Annotated in this window: 13 protein-coding genes; 4 read left to right on the top strand and 9 right to left on the bottom strand. The window is 70.2% G+C overall.

Annotated features, from left to right (window positions below):
- Positions 1 to 158 precede the first annotated feature (158 nt).
- The 3 genes from OG588_RS19980 to OG588_RS19990 form a co-directional block, all read right to left on the bottom strand.
- Entirely contained in the window at positions 159 to 1688 is a 1530-nt protein-coding gene (locus tag OG588_RS19980) for a serine/threonine-protein kinase (protein ID WP_019065380.1), read from the bottom strand.
- Complete coding sequence (locus OG588_RS19985) at positions 1685 to 2296, bottom strand: hypothetical protein (protein WP_405948473.1); 612 nt, start codon at positions 2294 to 2296, stop codon at positions 1685 to 1687. Before OG588_RS19985 ends, OG588_RS19980 begins: the two co-directional genes overlap by 4 nt.
- Before the next feature lie 112 nt (positions 2297 to 2408).
- Positions 2409 to 4754, bottom strand: a complete 2346-nt coding sequence (locus OG588_RS19990; protein ID WP_405948474.1) for an N-6 DNA methylase — start codon at positions 4752 to 4754, stop codon at positions 2409 to 2411.
- Positions 4755 to 4989: 235 nt separating this feature from the next.
- On the opposite strand from OG588_RS19990, the gene OG588_RS19995 reads away from it, so the two are divergent.
- Complete coding sequence (locus tag OG588_RS19995) at positions 4990 to 5691, top strand: hypothetical protein (protein ID WP_405948475.1); 702 nt, start codon at positions 4990 to 4992, stop codon at positions 5689 to 5691.
- A 252-nt stretch (positions 5692 to 5943) separates the two neighbouring features.
- A complete protein-coding gene (locus OG588_RS20000) occupies positions 5944 to 6693 on the top strand; it encodes a hypothetical protein (RefSeq protein ID WP_266857806.1) in 750 nt (249 codons plus the stop codon).
- Between the two features lie 79 nt (positions 6694 to 6772).
- Here OG588_RS20000 and OG588_RS20005 read toward each other — a convergent pair whose 3' ends face one another.
- Both OG588_RS20005 and OG588_RS20010 read right to left on the bottom strand, forming a co-directional pair.
- Entirely contained in the window at positions 6773 to 7510 is a 738-nt protein-coding gene (locus tag OG588_RS20005) for an HNH endonuclease family protein (RefSeq protein WP_405948476.1), read from the bottom strand.
- 276 nt (positions 7511 to 7786) lie between these two features.
- On the bottom strand, positions 7787 to 8731 hold the full coding sequence (locus tag OG588_RS20010) for an SCO6745 family protein (RefSeq protein WP_405948477.1): 945 nt from the start codon (positions 8729 to 8731) through the stop codon (positions 7787 to 7789).
- 106 nt (positions 8732 to 8837) lie between these two features.
- Between OG588_RS20010 and OG588_RS20015 the strand changes: the two genes are divergently transcribed.
- The gene (locus OG588_RS20015) at positions 8838 to 9449 is read left to right on the top strand and encodes a TetR/AcrR family transcriptional regulator (protein ID WP_405948478.1); all 612 of its coding nucleotides are present in this window, start codon (positions 8838 to 8840) and stop codon (positions 9447 to 9449) included.
- Between the two features lie 125 nt (positions 9450 to 9574).
- Here OG588_RS20015 and mfd read toward each other — a convergent pair whose 3' ends face one another.
- The 3 genes from mfd to OG588_RS20030 all read right to left on the bottom strand — a co-directional run bounded on the left by mfd (position 9575) and on the right by OG588_RS20030 (position 16866).
- Positions 9575 to 13105: a transcription-repair coupling factor gene (gene mfd, locus OG588_RS20020; RefSeq protein ID WP_405948479.1), complete on the bottom strand. Its 3531-nt coding sequence runs from the start codon at positions 13103 to 13105 to the stop codon at positions 9575 to 9577.
- A 402-nt stretch (positions 13106 to 13507) separates the two neighbouring features.
- Positions 13508 to 16081 (bottom strand): ABC transporter permease, encoded by a 2574-nt coding sequence (locus tag OG588_RS20025; RefSeq protein ID WP_405948480.1) that lies wholly within the window; start codon positions 16079 to 16081, stop codon positions 13508 to 13510.
- A complete protein-coding gene (locus OG588_RS20030; protein ID WP_405948481.1) occupies positions 16078 to 16866 on the bottom strand; it encodes an ABC transporter ATP-binding protein in 789 nt (262 codons plus the stop codon). Before OG588_RS20030 ends, OG588_RS20025 begins: the two co-directional genes overlap by 4 nt.
- 434 nt (positions 16867 to 17300) lie before the next feature.
- On the opposite strand from OG588_RS20030, the gene OG588_RS20035 reads away from it, so the two are divergent.
- Complete coding sequence (locus tag OG588_RS20035; protein WP_405953168.1) at positions 17301 to 18857, top strand: MFS transporter; 1557 nt, start codon at positions 17301 to 17303, stop codon at positions 18855 to 18857.
- Between the two features lie 12 nt (positions 18858 to 18869).
- Here the strand turns inward: OG588_RS20035 and OG588_RS20040 are convergent, their stop codons facing one another.
- Positions 18870 to 20030, bottom strand: a complete 1161-nt coding sequence (locus OG588_RS20040) for an oxygenase MpaB family protein (RefSeq protein ID WP_405948482.1) — start codon at positions 20028 to 20030, stop codon at positions 18870 to 18872.
- Between the last annotated feature and the right edge of the window lie 22 nt (positions 20031 to 20052).

Consider the following 20052-nt stretch of genomic DNA (forward strand, 5'->3'; position numbering starts at 1 on the left):
GAAAGACCCCACCCCTGGTGTACACGTAACGCCTGATGTACACGTGTTTGTTCGTACGTATCTGGCAAAAGTGAACCGCAACCTATCCGGTGCCGTTCATGCGTTCGGGAAACTCCGCCCCCAGAAGGTCACAACGTTCTCCCAGGGAACGGCAAAAACTACCCGCGCACCTGCCCCAGCCACTGCAAGGTCCGCCGGATGTCCGCCACGAGCGGGTGTCCGGGGCCGTGCCGGCGTTCGACGTCGCCCAGGAGGCGGGCGAGGGTGTCGTGGGCCGCGCCCCGGTCGCCGAGGGCGAGCAGCAGGTGGCCGATGCGGCGGCGGACCTCGTGGGCGAGTTCGGGGTCGCCGGCGACGTACTGGTTCTCGTAGTACGGCAGCAGCGCGCGGTACTCCGCGAGGGCCGCCACCGGGTCGCCGAGCGACTCCAGGCACTGGGCGGCGTCGTAGCGGTAGCGCAGGGACTGCGGGTCGGACGGACCGGCCTCGGCGGCGCGTTCGTCGGCGAGGCGGCGCAGTTCGGGCAGCGCGCGCCGGTACTGGCCGTCGTCCATGAGCGTGGCCGCGTACTGCTTGCGCAGGGTGCGGACGACCGGGGACTGCGCGCCGTGCTGCTCGGCGGCGGTGGGCAGGATCGCGCCGAGGATGTCGACGGCCTGCGTGATACGGCCCTCGCCGAGCAGTCGCTTGACCTCGTCGACGGCGGCGGCGACATCGGGTTTCTCGGCGGGGGTCGGCGCGAGCGGGGCGGGCTGGGGCGCGGGGGTGCGGGCGCGGTCCGGCCAGGGGGCGTGCGGGCGCAGGAAGGGGCGCGTGGGGTCGAGTGGCGCCCCGCTGGGCATCCCGCGCGCGGGCAGCAGCAGCGCGAGACGTTCGTAGACCTCCTGCGCGGAGCCAGGGCGGTGTTGCGGGTCCTTGGCGAGCAGGTGCAGGACGAGCGTTTCGAGCGACTCGGGGACCTCGGGGCGGATACGGCGGACGGGCACCGGCGGCTCGTACAGGTGCCGGTGCAGCACGCCGAGGGCCGTCGAGCCGGAGAACGGCACGTCCCCGCTGAGGAGTTCGTGCAGCAGCACACCGAGCGCGTACAGGTCGGTGTACGGGCCGACCGCTCCGCCCATCGCCTGCTCGGGCGCCATGTAGGCGGGCGAGCCGATGGGGGTGCCGGTGTGGGTGAGGCGGGTGGTGTCGGCGTCCATGACGGAGGCGACGCCGAGGTCGAGGACGGTGACCGTGCCGTCCTGCTTCACCATCACGTTGCGCGGCTTCAGGTCGCGGTGGACGATCGGCACGGCGTGCACGGCGCTGAGCACGGCGCACAGTTGGGCCGCGACGGAGACCGCCCACTGCCACGGGTACGGGTTGTGCTCGGCGAGGTGGTCGGAGAGGTCGGCGCCGTCGATGTACTGCATGACGAGGAACAGCTCCTCGCCCTCACTGCCCGCGTCGTGCACCGTGACCAGCCCGGGGTGGTCGACCTGCGCGGTCACCCGGCACTCGCGCACGAAGCGGCGGCGCAGTTCGTCGGCCTCCTGGCCGGCCACCTTGTCGGGGCGCAGCAGCTTCACCGCCACGCGCCGGTCGAGCCGTTGGTCGTACGCCGTCCAGACCTGGCCCATGCCGCCCTGTCCGATGAGCGTGGACAGTTCGTAGCGGTCCGCGACGACACGCCCCGCCGTCATGGTCACTTTCCGCCCTCGTCGTGCTTGCGCAGATAGTCACTGAGCTCGTCGAGCTCGGCGCGCACCTGGTCGATCCGGGCGGGCGCGGGGCGCTGGGGCGGGGGCGGCGGCACCGGAGTCTGGGACTGCGGCGGGGTGTAGGGCGGTTGCGGCATCTGGGTCTGGTGCAGGGGCGGTTGGGGTTGGGGTTGGGGAACGGGCGTGGCGCTGAACGGCGTCACGGTCTGCGGATAGCCGTACGCGGACGGCACGGTGGGGCCTTGGGGCGGGTAGCCGGCGAACTGCTGCCGCTGCTGCTGGTGGAAGCGGATGTCCACCGCCAGGAAGTACACGCTGCTGAACACGCCCAGGAGCATCACCGTCGCCATCGCGATGTCGGTCCTGGAGTCGCCCTCCGGCAGCGAACCGACCACGGCGAAGCAGCCGATGGACACCGGCAGGCTCGCCCAGGCGAGCGCCCAGTCGATCTTCCGCCCGCGCGTGAAGGCCACCCGGAACAGCGGAACGCAGGCGAGCATCCCGCAGCAGAGGGTGCCGATCGCGGCGAACAGCACGCGCAGGGTGACGACGTTGTTGTCGCTGCGGGCGGGCGGCACCGCGCCGTGGCCGTACATGACTGCTCCCGGGCCCGTAATCGATGTGGGGTTCGAGCGTATAGGCCCACACCGACATGCGGTCCCGGGTTGTACCGAACCGTTGTCGTGCTGATCGCTTCCTACCGGTGTCTCAGTCCGGCGTGACCGTGCCGTCCGTCAGGCCGTCGTACATGCCGCGCACGAGCTGCTCGCCGAGCCGGCCCGCCTGCCGCAGCGCCCGTTCGAAGTCCTCCAGGGCGCGGAACCGGGCTCCGTAGCGCCGCTGTTCGTCCAGGGGGAGGCGCGGCAACTGGAGCCTGCGGACGTCGAGTCGGGTCGCCGTGGACGCGTAGCTGCTGGCCTGGCGGTTGTTGGCGGTGCCGCGCAGGAAGCCGGCGAGGAACCACGGGTCCAGGGCGCCGGGTTCGGGCCGGAGCAGGACGAGGCTGCGGCCCAGGGCGGCGCCCGCGGTCGTGTCGTCGATCACGCGTGCCATCGCACCGCCGCCGACCACCGGGACGACGACATCGCCCGGCTCCGTGAGGACGGCCTCCTCGTCACTCTCGGGGAGGATGCCGGAAGGGGCCGTTCCGGCGAGGACGTCGTGGTCGGTGAGAACGGGCACACGCGCGTGGCCGCCGTTTCCGCCGGTACGCATCACCAGGGCGCCCCCGCGCGCGAGTTCACCGATCGTGGTGAGCGGCCAGCGCGTGGGACGGTCGGGATCGGCGGAGTGGTCGACGGGCGGCGGGGTGAGGTCGGCGGTCAGCCGGAGCGTCTCGCCGAGCCGCTCGCGTACGGCCGTGAGCTCGTCGGCGCCGTCGGCCGCGGTCGCGGGCGGGAGGTGCCGGGCCGGGGCCAGGTCGACGTCGTCGTCGAGGAGTTCGATGACCGGCACGGAACGCGCCAGCCCCGGCTCGTCGTCCAGCCGTCCCGCGCGGTCGAACGCCTTCCAGGCGTCGAGCACCGCGCCCCGCACTGCCTGCCAGTCCGGCCCGCCGCGCCCCTCGGTGGCGAACCGCCCGGTGTCCACCAGCAGCACCTCCGGCTGCGCGGCCGCCCGTTCCGGCCGCCGCAACACCCACAGGTGCAACGGGATGTTGTACGGCGGCGCCGCCCCGATCGGCAGCGCTACGACCGCCTTCAGCGCCCCGCGCCGCAACAGGTCGGCGCGGATCCGGCGGCCGGAACGCCGGGAGGCCGCGGCCGGCGGCATCAACAGCACCGCCGTGCCGCCGTCCTTGAGCCGGGCCAGCGCGTGCTGCACCCAGGCCAGCTCGGACTCGTTGCGGGCCGGGAAGCCGTACTCCCAGCGGGGGTCGTAGGCGAGTTCGTCGTGGCCCCAGTTCCGCTCGTTGAACGGCGGATGGCACAGGACGATGTCGGCCCGCAGTGCCGGGTACGCGTCGGCGCGCAGCGTGTCGCCGGTCGTGGCGCGAACGGTGACCTGCGCGCGCAGGGCGATCCGGAGCGCGGTGAGTGCGGCGAGGTCGGGGGCGTCGTCCTGGGCGTACAGCTCCTGGTCGGGGCGGGGGGTGACGGCGCGCAACAGGGCGCCGGTGCCGCAGGCCGGGTCGAGTGCGGTACCGGGCGGGCCTGCCGCGCCTGCCGCGCCTGCCGTGCCCGCCGACTCGGCCAACTCGGCCATCAGGCGGGCGAGTTCGGTCGGGGTGAGCGTGTACTGGCGCGGGTTGGCGTCGAGGTGCCGCCCGAGCAGGAACTCGAACGCCTGGCGGGCGCCCAGCTCGGCGGCGAGTTCGGCGGTGCCGCGGAGGAGGGGGGCGGAGGGGAGGAGCTGGGGGCCGGTGGGGGTGTGAACGGCGGAGGTGGGGCTCGGGGTGGGGCTCGGGGTGGGGGCGAGGTTCGCGGCGAGCGGTGCGTGAACAGCTGGCGGCGTGTGAACGGTGGGGGCGGCGTTCGCGGGCGGAGCCGTGTTCACAGGGGATGCGGTGTTCACGAGGGCCGGGGGTGTTGTCGGGTCGGCCGGGGTGTTCACAGCGTTCGGGGTGTTCGGGGTGTTTCGGGCAGCGTGGGTGTTCGGCGTGTTCACAGCCGCCGCGGCGCTTCCCTCCCGCTCCCTGTGAACTCCCCGTCCGCGCACCGCGCCGAAGCGCGGCACGATCACCTGTTCCAGCGCGCCGGGCAGCATCGCGGCCATCCGCTCGTCCGAACCGGCGCTCACGTCCAGCCAGACGGTGGGGCGTTCATGGATGAGCAGGAGGGCGCAGCCGGCGTAGACCAGGGCGGTGACCGGGCCCTCGGGGTGGCCGACGAGTTGCTGCCAGACCCGTTCCCGCAACGGGACTTCGGCGAGTTTCCCCTGCTTGCGCAGCCAGGACTCGACCTCGGTGAGGGCGAAGGCGGGGCTGGTCTCGGTGCCGCCGACCGGTTTGGGGAAGTCCGCGTGGCGGCGGCGCCAGTTGCTGACGGCGGCACGGCCCACACCGGCGAGCCGTGCGATACCGGCGGCGGTCACCTCTGTCGCGTTGTCCTGCACCCGCCCCACTCCTCTCGTCCCGCCGTCCCGCGGACCCCGTTGCGCCTGCTGTCGGCCTGCTGTTCTGTCTGTGACGCCGAGCATACCGACGCACGCAAGATCCACCCCTTCACGGCCGTGTACACACGAACATTTGTGAACCGTGTTGACTCGGTTCACAGCCTCTGTTCTTATTGACCCAGCGAACGAGCGACCGCCGGAGGGAGGCGGTCGCCGCATCGGGGAGGGGACAGCCATGGGGATGAAGGGCAAGGTCGCGCTGGGCGCCGTCGTGGGGGTCGTCGTCATCGGGGTCGTGTCGGCGAACGCCGGCGGCAACGGCGGAGGCAGCGGTTCGGGCAGCAGCGGCAAGGGTTCTTCGGCGTCCGCGGAACACAAGGACGCCGGGAAGAAGAGCTCGGACAAGAAGGGCTCGACCAAGGCCGTCGAGACGAAGAAGGCCGCGTTCGACGGGGACGGCGACTTCCAGGTCGGCACGGACGTCAAGCCCGGCACGTATCGCAGCAGCGGCAACACCGACGGCATGTGCTACTGGGAGCGGGCCAAGAACGCCTCGGGCGACACGGACTCGCTGTTGGCCAACGACAATGTGAGCGGCGCCAGTTACGTCACCATCAAGTCCACCGACAAGATCTTCAAGTCGAGCGGCTGCAAGGACTGGGAGGCCGTCGACGCGAAGGCGCAGGGCTCCCCCGCCACGAAGATGGCCGGCGACGGCGGCATGTTCAAGGTCGGCGTCGACATCGCCCCCGGCACCTACAAGTCCACCGGCAACACGGACGACATGTGCTACTGGGAGCGCACGAAGGACGCCGAGCAGGGGCTGGACTCGATCCTCGCGAACGACAACGTGACCGGCACGGCCGTCGTCACGATCAGCGCGAAGGACGCCTACTTCAAGACGACCGGCTGCAAGGACTGGAAGAAGACGGCCTGATGCGCGAGCCGGCCTGACGCCCATGTCGGGCCGGCGCTCCCGCACCCGCCGCTCTCACCACGCAGTCGAAGCTCCCGCGCCGCGCAGTCGGCCTGCCTGCCTACCTGCCTACCTGCCTACCTGCCTGCCTGCCTGCCTGCCCGGCAGCTCACCGGAGCCCGCTTCGGGGCACGCCCCCACTTCACGACCTCGCCGCCTCGCCGCGCCTCTCACCTCGTCATCTTCATCTTCACCTTCACCCAAGGAACTGCCATGCGTCGAACCGCACTTGCCGCCCTCTGCCTCACCACCGTGGCCGCCGCGGGACTCACCGGGTGTCTGCCCGGTGAGGACAAGGCGGACAGCAAGCCGAAGGGCCCGTTCGCCGGGCTGACCGGTGGCGAGATCGCCGACCGGTCCCTGACCACCACCACCGCCGCCTCGTCGCTACGACTGAAGGGCGACATACCCGACGACGAGAGCGGCGGCACGATCGTGATCGACATGGCGCTGAACAAGAAGGGCGAGTGCGCCGGCACGTTGAGCTTCAAGGGCCAGGGCAAGGCCGACATGGTCAAGACCGGCGACACCATCTACATGAAGTACGACGAGGCGTTCCTGCGTGCGCAGAGCGACGGCGAGTCCAAGGCGGACACCGACGCGGTCGTGGACATGATGGCCGGGAAGTGGACCAAGATGTCCGCGAAGGGCGAGGACGCCAAGGACATTGCGAGCTTCTGCGATCTGAAGTCGATGCTCGGCGGCGCCGAGGACGGCAACTCGGACGCGACGCGCGGGAAGACGACCACCCTCGACGGCACTCCGGCGATCGCCCTGCACGAGAAGGACGGCAAGGACACCTACACGCTGTATGTGGCGACCGAGGGCAAGCCGTATGTGCTGCGCATCGACAGCGTCTCCGCGAAGGACCCCGGGACGCTCACGTTCGGCGAGTACGAGAAGCCGGTGCCGGCGAAGAAGCCCACCGGCAAGATCCTGGACCTGGACGCGCTGGGCAGCTGAGCCACTGAGCCACCAAGTCTCCTGTGGCTACGGCACGTTCACGGGGCGTGCCGTAGCCGCAGGTCAAGGCCGTGTCACCTCAGTTCGCGTGGAACCTGGCCGGCGCGTTCGTCGGGTTGCCCCCGGTCGGCAGGGCCTGCTTCGAGCAGGTGGAGAGGACCTTGACCATCGCGGCCTTCTCCGCCGAGGTGACCCACAGCCCGTACTTCTTCTTCACGGCGACCTGCGCGGCGACATACGTGCACCGGTACGCCTTGGGCGGCACCCAGGTCGCCGTGTCGCCGTCGCCCTTGCTGCGGTTGGGGCTGGCGCCGACGGTGAGGAGGTTGAGCGGGTCGTTGGCGAGAGCTATGCGCTTGCTGGCGTCCCAGTACTTGGCGCCCTTCTGCCAGGCGTCGGACAGAGCGACCAGGTGGTCGATGTCGACGAGGCTGGCGCCGCGCTTGTATATAACTTCCTTGCCGGAGTACGGATCGGATTCGAGGACGCCGTACGACACCTTGCAGTCGCCGTCGGTGAACTTCACCTGCTTCAGGTCCCGTTTGAGGATGTCGTCCCTGGTGTCACAGCTGTTGGAGTCCGTGTCGGCCCAGGCCGTGCCGAACCGTTCACGGGAGTAACCGGTCTTCGGTGCCCGCCCCTTGACGGTCAGTGACTCGGCGGCGGTCAGGGCCGCGCCCCCGCCGGAGCCCGTGCCGGAGCCTCCGCCTGCCGTCGCCCCGGGCCCGGAGTCGCCCGTTCCCATCGTGTCCTGCTTGCATCCCGCGACGGACAACATGACCAAGGCGGCGATGGCCGCCCCACTCCTCAGACGCATCACGTGCGCCCCTCCCCTTGCTCACCCGGCCCCGCCCCGACAGGGGCGGATAGTGACCTGGTGCCCACGTTAGCGGCGGAGATGTTGCGGATATATAGGGCTCGGAGGCACATGGCGCACAAGTAGGGTGTATGGCCGCGACCGAGTTGGCGAAGGCGCCCCTACTTCGCACCCCCTCCCCACACTCCCTCCCCAACACCCGGCTCACGCACCACCGCAGGCAGTGCCTCAGGCAGCACTTCGGACACCGCTTCGAACACCGCTCCAGTCACCACCTCAGACCTTGCCGATGCCCAGCGTCGACTCCGAGGGCAGCAACCCGGAACCCAGTACGGCGACCCAGAACTCCCCCAGCAGGTCGGCGAGTCGGTCGGTGTCGGTCCGGCCGAGGAACTGCCAGGGTGCGGCGGCCAGTTGGTCGGTGCGGCGCTCGACCTCCTGGCGCAGGTCACGGCCCACCCTGGTCGCCGTACCCCTGTCGTCTATGGCGCCTCGGGCGACCAGGCGTTCGCGGGCCGCCGTCCACGCCTCCGGGCTCCAGCCCCGGCTCTCGAAGCGCTGGACGGAGGCGGCTCCGATCGCGGCGAAGGAGACCAGGGCCTCGACGGGGTCGAGGCCGGCGACGAGGAGGGCCGCGAGGTGGCCGTCGCCGCGGTGCTCGCGCAGGATCGTCGCCGCCTGCCACAGCTGGAGGTGGGGTTCGGCGGGCCAGGCCAACTCGGCGTTGGCCGCGGCGAGGGGGCGGCCCGCGGTGTTCGCCGCCTCGGCGGCGCGGCGGGCGAGGGCGGCGGCCTCCGCCAACTCCGGGCTGTCGACACGGTCACCGAATATCGCGCGGTACGCCCGGTCCATGCCGCGCAGCCTCGCCTTCAGTACGGCGTCCGGGCTCGCGATGCTCCACGCCGGGTCCATGTGCTCGGCGACCATGCGGGGGCTGAAGCTGTAGAAGGCGGAGGCCACTCGTTCACCGCCGACCGGGCCCAAGGGCGCGGCGCGCAGCGGGAAGTAGCTCGGCCAGCGCTCCTCGGTGTCGTATCCGAGCGCGGCCGCCTCCTCGAAGACCTCCGGCGCGTAATACAGCACCGCGTGCAGGGGTTCGAGCAGGTGCCAGAGCTGGCGCACGCGGCTCAGCTCCACGGGGACGCGACTTTCCACGACAGCAGGGCTTTCCGCAGTGGCGGGACTTCCCGCGGTCTCCACTCCACGCACGCTCTCCGACATGGCGTAACTCCTCGTCGCGTCCCGGTCGTTCCACAACTTGACACTGACAAGATTGCACCAATCGCCCGAACTTGTCAATGCCTAGATTCGGCGTACGCTGCTGCCCATGAGCACAGCCAAGACTTCCGGTGACAGCCGCCGCCCGTATCACCACGGCGATCTGCGCCGCGCCATCCTCACCGCCGCGCTCGACGTCGTCGCAGCCGACGGCCCGTCCGGGCTGAGCCTGCGGGATCTCGCCCGCCGTGCCGGTGTCTCGCACGCGGCACCGGCGCATCACTTCAAGGACCGCACCGGGCTGTTGACGGTGATCGCGGCGGAAGGGTTCGGGTTGCTGGCCGGCGCGATCGGGGAGGCGGCGGACCTGAAGGACGCGGGCGTGCGGTACGTGCGTTTCGCGCGCGAGCATCCGGCGCACTTCCAAGTGATGTTCGCGCCCGAGCTGTTGCGCGACGGCGATCTCGAACTCGCCACGGCCCGCGCCCTCGCCACCGATGCCCTGCGCCATGCCGTCTCCGCCGTACCGCCCGAGGGGCGTGGCGCCGACGCCCGCCTCGCCGGTGTCGCCGCGTGGTCCCTGGCGCACGGCTTCGCGACGCTGCTGCTGGGTCACAACCTGGACGGGGCGGTGGATGAGCGGGATCCGGAGGAGGTGTTCCGGGTGCTGGCGGGCATGCTGTTCCGCCCGACCTCCGGCCTGACCCCGCCCCCCGCCTGACGCGACCGACCGGCGGGCACCTCTGCCCCCGACCGACCGGCAGGCGCCTCTCCACCCCCGGCCGACCGGCCCTCTACGGCTCCCCGTAGCTCTCGCTAGGACTCGCTACGACTCGCTACGACTCGCTACGACCCCAGGATCGAAGCCAGGAACTCCCCCACCCACCCCAGCAACTCCCGCCCGACGAGCGGCTTCCCGCCCACCTTGGCCGTCTTCGGGCGCGGTACCAGCACCTGGTGGGCGGCCGGCTTGATGACGGTGCCGGGGTAGAGGCGCTTGAGGCGCAGTTCCTGGGACTCCCTCAACTCCACCGGTGCGAAGCGGATGTTGGTGCCCTGGAGCACGATGTCGCCGACGCCGCACGCGCGCGCGAGCATGCGCAGGCCCGCCACCAGCAGCAGGTTCTCCACCGGCTCGGGCAACTTGCCGTACCGGTCGACGAGTTCCTCGCGTACGGCCTTGATGTCCTCCTCCGTGTTGGCGGAGGCGATGGACCGGTAGGCGGAGAGGCGCAGGCGCTCGCCGGGGGCGTAATCGTGCGGGACGTGCGCGTCGACCGGGAGCTCGATCTTGACCTCCAGGGGCGGCTCCTCCTCGACACCGCCCTCCAGAGAGGCGCGGTAGTCCGCGACCGCCTCGCCGACCATGCGGACGTACAGGTCGAAGCCGACGCCCGCGATGTGGCCGGACTGTTCGCCGCCCAGGAGGTTTCCGGCGCCTCGGATCTCCAGGTCCTTCATCGCCACGTACATACCCGCGCCCATCTCCGTGTGCTGGGCGATGGTCGCGAGGCGCTCGTGGGCGGTCTCCGTCAGGGGCTTCTCCGGGGGGTACAGGAAGTACGCGTATCCCCGCTCGCGGCCACGCCCCACCCGCCCGCGCAGCTGGTGAAGCTGCGACAGGCCGAAGTTGTCGCCTCGTTCGACGATCAACGTGTTCGCATTGGAGATGTCGATGCCCGACTCGACGATCGTCGTCGACACCAGGACGTCGAACTTCTTCTCCCAGAAGTCGACGACCACCTGCTCCAGGGACTGCTCCGTCATCTGGCCGTGGGCCGTGGCGATGCGTGCCTCCGGGACGATCTCGCGCAGTCGGGCCGCCGCGCGGTCGATGGATTCGACGCGGTTGTGGATGTAGAAGACCTGGCCCTCGCGCAGGAGTTCGCGGCGGATCGCGGCGCCGATCTGCTTCTCCTCGTAGGGGCCGACGAACGTCAGCACAGGGTGACGCTCCTCCGGGGGCGTCGTGATCGTCGACATCTCGCGGATGCCGGTCACCGCCATCTCCAGGGTTCTGGGAATCGGGGTGGCCGACATGGTGAGCACGTCGACATTCGCGCGGAGCTTCTTCAGCTGCTCCTTGTGCTCGACGCCGAAACGCTGCTCCTCGTCGACGATGACCAGGCCGAGGTCCTTGAACTTGGTCTCGGAGGAGAACAGGCGATGGGTGCCGATGACGAGGTCCACGGAGCCCTCGCGCAGGCCCTCCAGGGTCGCCTTCGCCTCCGTGTCGGTCTGGAAGCGGCTCAACGCCCGTACGTTGACCGGGAATTGCGAGTACCGCTCGGTGAACGTCCCGAAGTGCTGCTGCACGAGCAGGGTCGTCGGGACGAGGACGGCGACCTGCTTGCCGTCCTGTACGGCCTTGAACGCGGCCCGTACGGCGATCTCGGTCTTGCCGTAGCCGACGTCGCCGCAGACCAGCCGGTCCATCGGGATCGACTTCTCCATGTCGTCCTTGACCTCGGCGATGGTCGTCAACTGGTCGGGCGTCTCCACGTACGGGAAGGCGTCCTCCAGCTCCCGCTGCCAGGGCGTGTCCGCACCGAACGCGTACCCCGGGGCGGCCATCCGGGCCGAGTACAGCTTGATGAGGTCGGCCGCGATCTCCTTGACGGCCTTCTTGGCGCGCGCCTTGGTCTTCGTCCAGTCGGCGCCGCCCAGGCGGTGCATGGTCGGGGACTCGCCACCGACGTACTTGGTGATCTGCTCCAGCTGGTCGGTGGGGATGTACAGCCGGTCGCCGGGCTGGCCGCGCTTGGCGGGGGCGTACTCGACGACCAGGTACTCGCGCGTGGCGGTCTGCACCGTGCGCTGCACCATCTCGATATAGCGGCCCACACCGTGCTGCTCGTGGACGATGTAGTCGCCCGCCTCCAGGGTGAGCGGGTCGATGGTCTTGCGGCGGCGGGCCGGCATCCGGACGCCGTCCTTGCCGGCGGCCTTCTGCCCGGAGAGGTCGGTCTCGGTGAGGACGGCGAGCTTCAGCGCCGTATCGACGAAGCCGTAGTCGATCGAACCGGTCGCCACGTGCACTACGGAGGGGGCGATCTCCCCCAGCTCCGTCTCCAGACGGGCCGCCACGCCCTCACTGCCGAGGACCTCGACCGTGCGGGCTGCGGGGCCGTGGGCCTCGGTCACGAAGACCGTGCGCCAGCCGTCGGCGAGCCAGCCCTTGGTGTCGGCGAGGGCCTTCGCGGTGTCGCCGCGGTAGGTCTCGGGGGCGTGCATCCCGAGCTTCAAGGTGTCCGCGTCCAGCTCCTCGTCGGCCGCGAACGGCGACACCGACCACCACATCATGTCCAGCTCGCGCGCCCGGTCCCGTACGTCCGCGATGCCCCATAGGGAGGCCGCGCCGACGTCGATGGGCGCCTCGCCGCCACCGGCGGTCGCCGCCCAGGACGCTTGCAGGAACTCCTGCGAGGTGGCGACCAGATCGGACGCACGCGTGCGTACCCGCTCCGGATCGCATACGACGGCCATCGCACCCTTGGGGAGCACGTCCAGCAGCAGCTCCATGTCGTCGACGAGCACCGGGGCCAGCGACTCCATACCCTCTACGGCGATGCCCTCGGCGATCTTGTTGAGCAGCTCGCCCAGTTCGGGGTGCTGCTCGGCGAGGGCACGCGCACGCGTGCGGACGTCTTCCGTCAACAGGAGTTCACGGCACGGGGGTGCCCACAGGCCGTGTTCGGCGACCTCCAGGGAGCGCTGGTCGGCGACCTTGAAGTAGCGGATCTCCTCGACGTCGTCGCCCCAGAACTCGATGCGCAGGGGGTGTTCCTCAGTGGGCGGGAACACGTCCAGGATGCCGCCCCGTACGGCGAACTCGCCGCGCTTCTCGACGAGCTCCACGCGCGCGTACGCGGCGGCGCCGAGCGCGTCCACGATCGCGTTCAGGTCGGCGCTCTGGCCCGTCCTCAGGGCGACCGGCTCCAGGTCTCCGAGACCCTTGACCTGCGGTTGCAGCACGGACCGCACGGGCGCTACGACGACGGAGACCGGGCCCGTCTCCGGGTCGTCCTCCCTGGGGTGGGCCAGGCGGCGCAGGACGGCGAGGCGGCGGCCCACGGTGTCGCTGCGCGGGCTGAGGCGCTCGTGCGGGAGGGTCTCCCAGGACGGGTAGTCCACGACGCCGTCCGGCGGGAGCAGTGAGCGCAGGGCTGCCGCGAGGTCCTCGGCCTCCCTGCCCGTCGCGGTCACCGCGAGGACGGTACGGCCGGTCTCCCTCGCCAGCGCTGCCACGGCGAAGGGGCGCGTCGCCGGGGGGCCCACCAGGTCGACGTGCATGCGGTTGCCGTCGGTCGCGGCGCGGGTGGCTTCCGCGAGGGCGGGGTCCTTGACTACGGCGTCGAGCAGACCGTGCAGACTCATGGAGGGGCGCTTCCGTCCGGGGGGTGGGCAACACGAAGGGCCCGACGCGGGAAGTGGGCCGGGGGGTATCCAGCGTACGTCGGTGCGCTGGCTGGCGCCGGGGCTGTGGATAACCCCGCTTTCTCGGCACCCTGAGCTGACGTTGACGTACCAGGGTGCTCCGCCCCCTGGACCCCTGGGCCTATGCCCACCCACCACCCGACTCGGTCCGCCCCAAAGTGACCCCTCAAAAGCAAAAACGCCCCCCGACAACAAACAGACCCGGCGCCAAGAAGTCCCCCGTGACTTCTCGGCGCCGGGCCTGTCCCCGTTCCCCCGTTCCCCCGGTCCCCCGGTCCCCCGGTCCCCCGGTCCCCCGGTCCCCCGTTCCCCCGTTCCCCCGTTGGACAGTGGCTCGGTTGGCTATTCGGTGGCGATCGCGTTGAGGACGTTCATCCGCCCCGCCCGGAACGCCGGGATCAAGGCAGCGAACAGACCCACGAACGCCGACCCGACGAACACCGCGATGATCGTCCCCCAGGGAATCTCCAGGACCTTCAAGCCCTCCAGGGCGAGCAGCTGCTGAGCGGTCGCGCCCCAGCCCATCCCCAACCCCAGGCCGAGCAGCGCTCCGAAGAGGGCAATCACGACCGACTCCATGCGGATCATCCGGCGGAGCTGGCGGCGGGACATACCGATCGCCCGCATCAAACCGATCTCCCGGGTCCGCTCGACGACCGACAGGGCGAGGGTGTTCACGACACCCAGGACCGCCACGATGATCGCGAGGGCGAGCAGGCCGTAGACCATGTTCAGGAGCTGGCCGATCTGGTCCTTCAGTTCCTGCTTGTAGTCGGTCTGGTCGCGTACCTGGTACTGCGGGTACGGGGCCATGGCCTTCTTCAGGGCGGCGTACGCCTGCTTCTCCTGGCCGTCCTTGGCCTTGGCGAACATGATCTCGTTCGGCGGGATCTTGTTCGCGGGGACGTACTTCTGCATCGTGGCGATGCTGGTGTACCGCGCGCCCTGGTCGATGGCCACGTCGTCGTCCGTGATCGCCGCGACCTTCAGCTTCGCCGTCTCGCCGCCCTTGAAGGCGACGCTGATCGTGTCGCCGACGTGGACGCCGTGCTTCTTGGCGTACTTGGAGCCCACCGACATCGCGTTGGTGCCGTAGGCGGCGGACAGTTCGCCGGCCGTGGTGGCGCGGCGCAGGTCCTGGGCGTAGGACGGGTCGGCGGCGGTGATGCCGTCGGTGTCCTTCTGGCCGTCGGGCGAGGTGAGGGTGGCGTCGAGGTCCTTGTAGCGGGTGACGTGGACGAGGTCCGGCGACTGTTCCATCGCCTTCTCGGCCTGCGGCACGATCCGCTGGTTGCCCTGGACGATGAAGTCGGCGCCCACGGACTTGTCGAGCTCGCTCGTCGCCGAGGCGACCATCGAGGAGCCGACCACCGAGAGGCAGGCGACCAGCGCGAGGCCGATCATCAGGGCCGCACCCGTAGCACCCGTACGCCTGGGGTTGCGGAGCGCGTTGCGTTCCGCCAGGCGCCCCACCGGTCCGAAGGCCCGCAGCAGGACCACACTGATGACCCGTACGACCCCGTTGGCCAGTAGTGGGCCGATGATGACGAAGCCGATCAGGGACAGTACGACACCCGCCCCCAGTACCAGCGAACCGTCCGCCGCCTTCTTGGCGGTCGCCGCCGCGAACAGTGCGGCCACACCGGCCCCCGTCAGCACCAGGCCGATCAGACCCCGTACCCAGCCCGCCTTGCCGTCGGCCGGCGTACCGGCGTCGCGCAGCGCGGCCATCGGGGAGACCTTCCCGGCCCGGCGGGCCGGCAGGTAGGCGGCCAGGATCGTGACGATGACACCCAGCAGCAGACCGAGCACCGGAGTGGTCCACTTCACCGTCAGATCCCGCGTCGACAGGTCCATGCCCGCCGCGCTCATCAGTTTCATCAGGCCTACGGCGATGCCGACACCGGCGCCGACACCGAGGATCGAGCCGACGATCCCGAGCAGGGTCGCCTCGACCAGCACCGAGCGGTTGACCTGCCCCCGGGAGGAGCCGACCGCCCTCATCAGGCCTATTTCGCGGGTCCGTTGGGCGACCAGCATCGAGAAGGTGTTGATGATGAGGAAGATGCCCACCAGGAACGCGATCCCGGCGAAGCCGAGCATGGCGTACTTGATGACGTTCATGAACTGGCCGACGCCCTTGCGGTTCTCGTCGGCGTTCTCCTTGGCCGTCTGGATCTTGTACGTCCCCGTCGAGGCGAGGGTCTGTGCCACGTTCTGCTTGAGCTGACTGTCCGTCACACCACTCGCGGCAGTCACGCCGAGCTGGGTGAACCGGCCGGTGGCGCCCAGGAGTTCACGCTGGGCGGTGGCGGTGTCGAAGTAGACGACGGCCGCACCGGGGTTGGTCACCTTGAAGGTGGCGATGCCGACGATCCGCGCGGTGAAGTCACCGGTCTGGGAGATGGTGCGCAGCGAGTCGCCCATCTTCAGGTGGTGCTTGTCGGCGGTGTCGGCGTCGACCATCGTCTCGGTCGGACCGCGCGGGGCGTGGCCTGAGGTGATCTCCATCGAACGCAGGTCGTTCTTCGTCCAGTTGCCCGCGATGGTGGGCGCGCCGGTCGAGGAGCCCATGTTCTTGTTGGCGCTGTTCACGACGGTCACGTTCATCGAACTGACGCCGCCCTCAACGGACTTGACGCCCTGGGCCTTCGCCACCTGCGCGACCGTCGAGGCCGGCAGCGACTCGGGCAGTCCGTTCTGCGGGGTGCTGCCGTCGGCCTTGGCCGCCTTCGGCAGGACCGTCACGTCGGACGCGGTGGCCGCGAAGAGTTTGTCGAACGTCGTGTTCATCGTGTCGGTGAACACCAGCGTGCCGCACACGAACGCCACCGACAGCAGCACGGCTATCGCGGAGAGCGCCATCCGCCCTTTGTGCGCGAAGAAGTTGCGCCTCGATGTCTTCATGACGGTCATGACGTACGCCCCCGCGCGTCGAAGTCCTTCATGCGGTCGAGGACGGCGTCCGCGGTCGGCTTGAGCATCTCGTCGACGATCCGGCCGTCCGCGAGGTAGAGGACGCGGTCCGCGTACGACGCTGCCACCGGGTCGTGCGTCACCATCACGATGGTCTGGCCGAGGTCGTCGACCGACCGGCGCAGGAAGCCCAACACCTCTGCTCCCGCGCGGGAGTCGAGGTTCCCGGTCGGCTCGTCGCCGAAGATGATCTCGGGGCGGGCCGCCAACGCCCTTGCCACGGCTACGCGTTGCTGCTGGCCGCCGGAGAGCTGGTTGGGCCGGTGCTTGAGCCGACTCGACAGTCCGACCGTCTCCACGACCTGCGCCAGCCACCCCTTGTCGGGCTTGCGGCCGGCTATGTCCATGGGGAGGGTGATGTTCTCCAGCGCGTTCAGCGTCGGCAGCAGGTTGTACGCCTGGAAGATGAACCCGATCCGGTCCCGGCGCAGTTGGGTGAGCTTCTTGTCCTTGAGGCCGGTGATCTCGGTCTCGTCCAGGTAGATCTGCCCGGAGGTCACGGTGTCGAGCCCGGCGAGGCAGTGCATCAGGGTGGACTTGCCGGACCCCGAGGGGCCCATGATCGCGGTGAACTGGCCGCGGGCGATGTCCACGTCGACATGGTCGAGGGCGACGACGCGGGTCTCCCCGGCCCCGTACGCCTTGACGACCTGCCGCGCTCGCGCGGCAACGGCCGTACGCCCTCCAGTGCCCCCGTGCCTGGGAATGGTCACAGCCGATGTCACGGTATGTCTCCTAAGTCGGACGGCGGATGAGCGTGCCGGTGTCCGGTCGATGCGTTTCAAGTGGTTACGACGATGAGTCTGGCGGCGGGAGGGGGTCCGGCGCGCTGGTGCTCAGCGCAGTCTTTCCCGGGGGAAAACCCCACCCTCCTGGGTTCGGCCTGCCGCCCCCCAGCGGCATAAAGCCAGGTTAAGGACGGCCCCCCGCCCTTCTCCTCCTCCGCCGGTACGAACCATCCCCGGGTCGTAGTACGGAGGGACCCCTAGGGGCTCTCCACCGCCGGGTGGAGTCGATCTCGGGGTCCGGTCCACCCAGTGACCCGACCAGGTTCCGCCCTGCCGCTACGTGAGGGCCAAGTGAGAAGCTGGTGCGCGGCAGATAGGTGCAAGGGGAAAGGATTCCTGTGGATCAGGGGGACAGGGACAGCGACACCGAGATACGACCCGAGGCGGCCGGGCAGCCCGCTCCGGCGCCTCCCGAGCAGCCCACGCCGGCGCCTCCCGACCGACCCACGCCTCCCGACCAACCCGCGCCGGCCCCTCCCGACCGGCGCCGGAAAGCCGTCGTCGCGGCTCTCATGCTCGCGATGGCACTGGCCGCCCTCGACTCCACCATCGTCTCGACCGCCGTACCGCAGATCGTCGGTGACCTCGGCGGCTTCTCCGTCTTCTCCTGGCTGTTCTCCGGCTATCTGCTGGCCGTGACGGTCACCCTGCCCGTCTACGGCAAGCTCTCCGACACCTTCGGCCGCAAGCCGGTGCTGATCACAGGCGCGGTGGTCTTCCTCGCGGGTTCGCTGCTGTGCTCGGTGGCCTGGAGCATGGGCGCGCTGATCGCGTTCCGGGTCGTACAGGGCCTGGGCGGCGGGGCGTTGCAGGGCACGGTGCAGACACTCGCCGCCGATCTGTACCCGCTGAAGAAGCGGCCGAAGATCCAGTCGAAGTTGTCCACGGTGTGGGCGGTGTCGGCGGTCGCGGGCCCGGGTGTGGGCGGACTGCTCGCGGCCTACGCCGGCTGGCGCTGGATCTTCCTCGTCAACCTCCCCGTCGGAGCAGTGGCGTTGTGGCTGATCGTCCGCCACCTCCACGAACCGCGGCGCACCCGCACCTCCCGCCCCCGCATCGACTGGGCGGGCGCGCTCGCCGTGTTCGCCTGCGGAGGCGTGCTGATCACGGCCCTGGTGCAGGGCGGAGTCGCCTGGGACTGGCTCTCGGCACCCTCAATCGCCCTCTTCGCTACGGGACTTGGGCTCGCCGGAGTGGTCGTGGCGATCGAACGCCGGGCGGCCGAGCCCATCATCCCGGGGTGGGTGTGGCGGCGCCGTACGATCGCGGCGGTCAACTTGGCGCTCGGCGCACTGGGGTTGCTGATGGTGGCGCCGAGTGTGTTCCTGCCGACGTACGCGCAGTCGGTGCTCGGACTGGCACCCGTGGCGGCCGGATTCGTGCTGTCCGTCTGGACGTTGAGCTGGCCGGTGTCGGCCGCGCTGAGTCAGCACGTGTACCGGCGGATCGGTTTCCGCAACACGGCGATGATCGGGATCGGGGCGGCGACGCTGATCCTGTTCGCGTTCCCGTTCCTGCCGTATCCCGGCGCGGCCTGGCAGCCGATGGTGCTGATGCTGCTGCTCGGCGCGGCCCTCGGACTCTTCCAACTCCCGCTGATCGTCGGGGTGCAGTCGACGGTCGGGTGGGCGGAGCGGGGCGTGACGACCGCGTCCGTGCTGTTCTGCCGCCAGACCGGGCAGACCATCGGCGCCTCCGTCTTCGGGGCCGTGGCCAACGGGGTGTTGGCGTCCCGGCTGGGCGGCGCGAGCGACCTGGACTCGGTGACACGGGGGCTCGATGCGGGGGCCGTGCCGGAGGCGACCCGGCGGGCGATCGCGGACGCGGTGCACGCGGTGTACCTCGGCGCGGGCGTCGCCGCCGGGGTGGCGTTCCTGGTGCTGCTGTTCCTGGCGCCGCGCCGGTTCCCGGTCCTCAAGGAGCAGTGAGGAGCGCGTGGTTCAGGAGACGGTGGCGGCCGGTGGGGTCCAACGGCGGGTGCGGGGAACCGAGTTGGAGACGCCGTAGTCCTTCTTGAGCTGTTCGGGGATGGCGTAGTGCATGACGCGGCCGCGGGTGAGGGAGGACAGCTCCAGGACCGTGACGAGGTGGCCGAGGCGGTCCAACGCCCAGGCGCCGAGCGGGGAGTGGTCCTCGATGGTCTCCAGGACGCCGAGGAGGTGGGGCACGGACTTGACGACCGTGTCCCACGGAGTGCGCGGCACCCGGAGCCAGTCGGCGCAGGTGTCGCCGATGAGATGGCGGATGAGGGCGGAGACGATCGGGTCGAAGAAGGTCCCGGGTACGACCTCCTCGTAGAGGTCGATGAGTTGGCGGGTCAGGTGCGCGCCCTCCTCGGACGGGCCCATGTGCCGGACCATGTACAGGTCGAGGAACTGCCGTGCTTCCTCAAGGGACTTGGGTACGGCGTCCTGGTCGACGCCGAGCATGGCGCCGACCACGCGCCAGGCGTAGTAGTAGGCCTCGGCGCCCTCCGTCGACATGTGGATGCCGAGCCGGTGCAGGCTGTCCAGCACGAGCATCGAGAAGAACATCTGCCCGCCGATCATGTCCTCTTGGCAGATCGGCGTCCCCAACTCGGCTGTGTCCCAGCGGTTTTCGCGGAGGAGGTGGTGGCGGATGGAGGCGTGCAGGAGGCGGACCTTCTGCGCGGCGGGGATGAAGCGGCTGCCGGCCTCGAAGGCGTCGGGCTGCATCAGGTAGACGGTGAACTGGCCTGTCTCCGCCATGCGTTTGGAGGGGTACTGCAGCCCGTGGCTGGCCGACAGGAGTTTCGCGACCGGCGGGACGACGTAGCAGGCGGGCATGGAGGCGAAGGACAAGGCGGTCGAGATGTGCACGTTGTTGTCGATGAAGAAGAGCCGCGCCTTCTCCATCTCGCCCCAGTCGACCCAACTCGGCGGCGCGCTCGTGGCGTTGAGGTACTCCAGGGCTACGGCGGGCAGGCCGTCCGGCAGCGGGGCGCCCGCCACGGAGACGTAGCGCATGAGGGTGTTGAACTTGCCCACCTCCCCGCGGTCGAAGAGCGCGGCGACGGTGGCGTCGGCGAGTTCGTCACCGGCCAGGCGCAGGCCGTTCATCGACGTCTCGGTGTAAGTCACGGTGGGCTCCTCGAAGTTCGCG

The sequence above is a fragment of the Streptomyces prunicolor genome (assembly GCF_045162825.1).
Taxonomy (GTDB): domain Bacteria; phylum Actinomycetota; class Actinomycetes; order Streptomycetales; family Streptomycetaceae; genus Streptomyces; species Streptomyces prunicolor.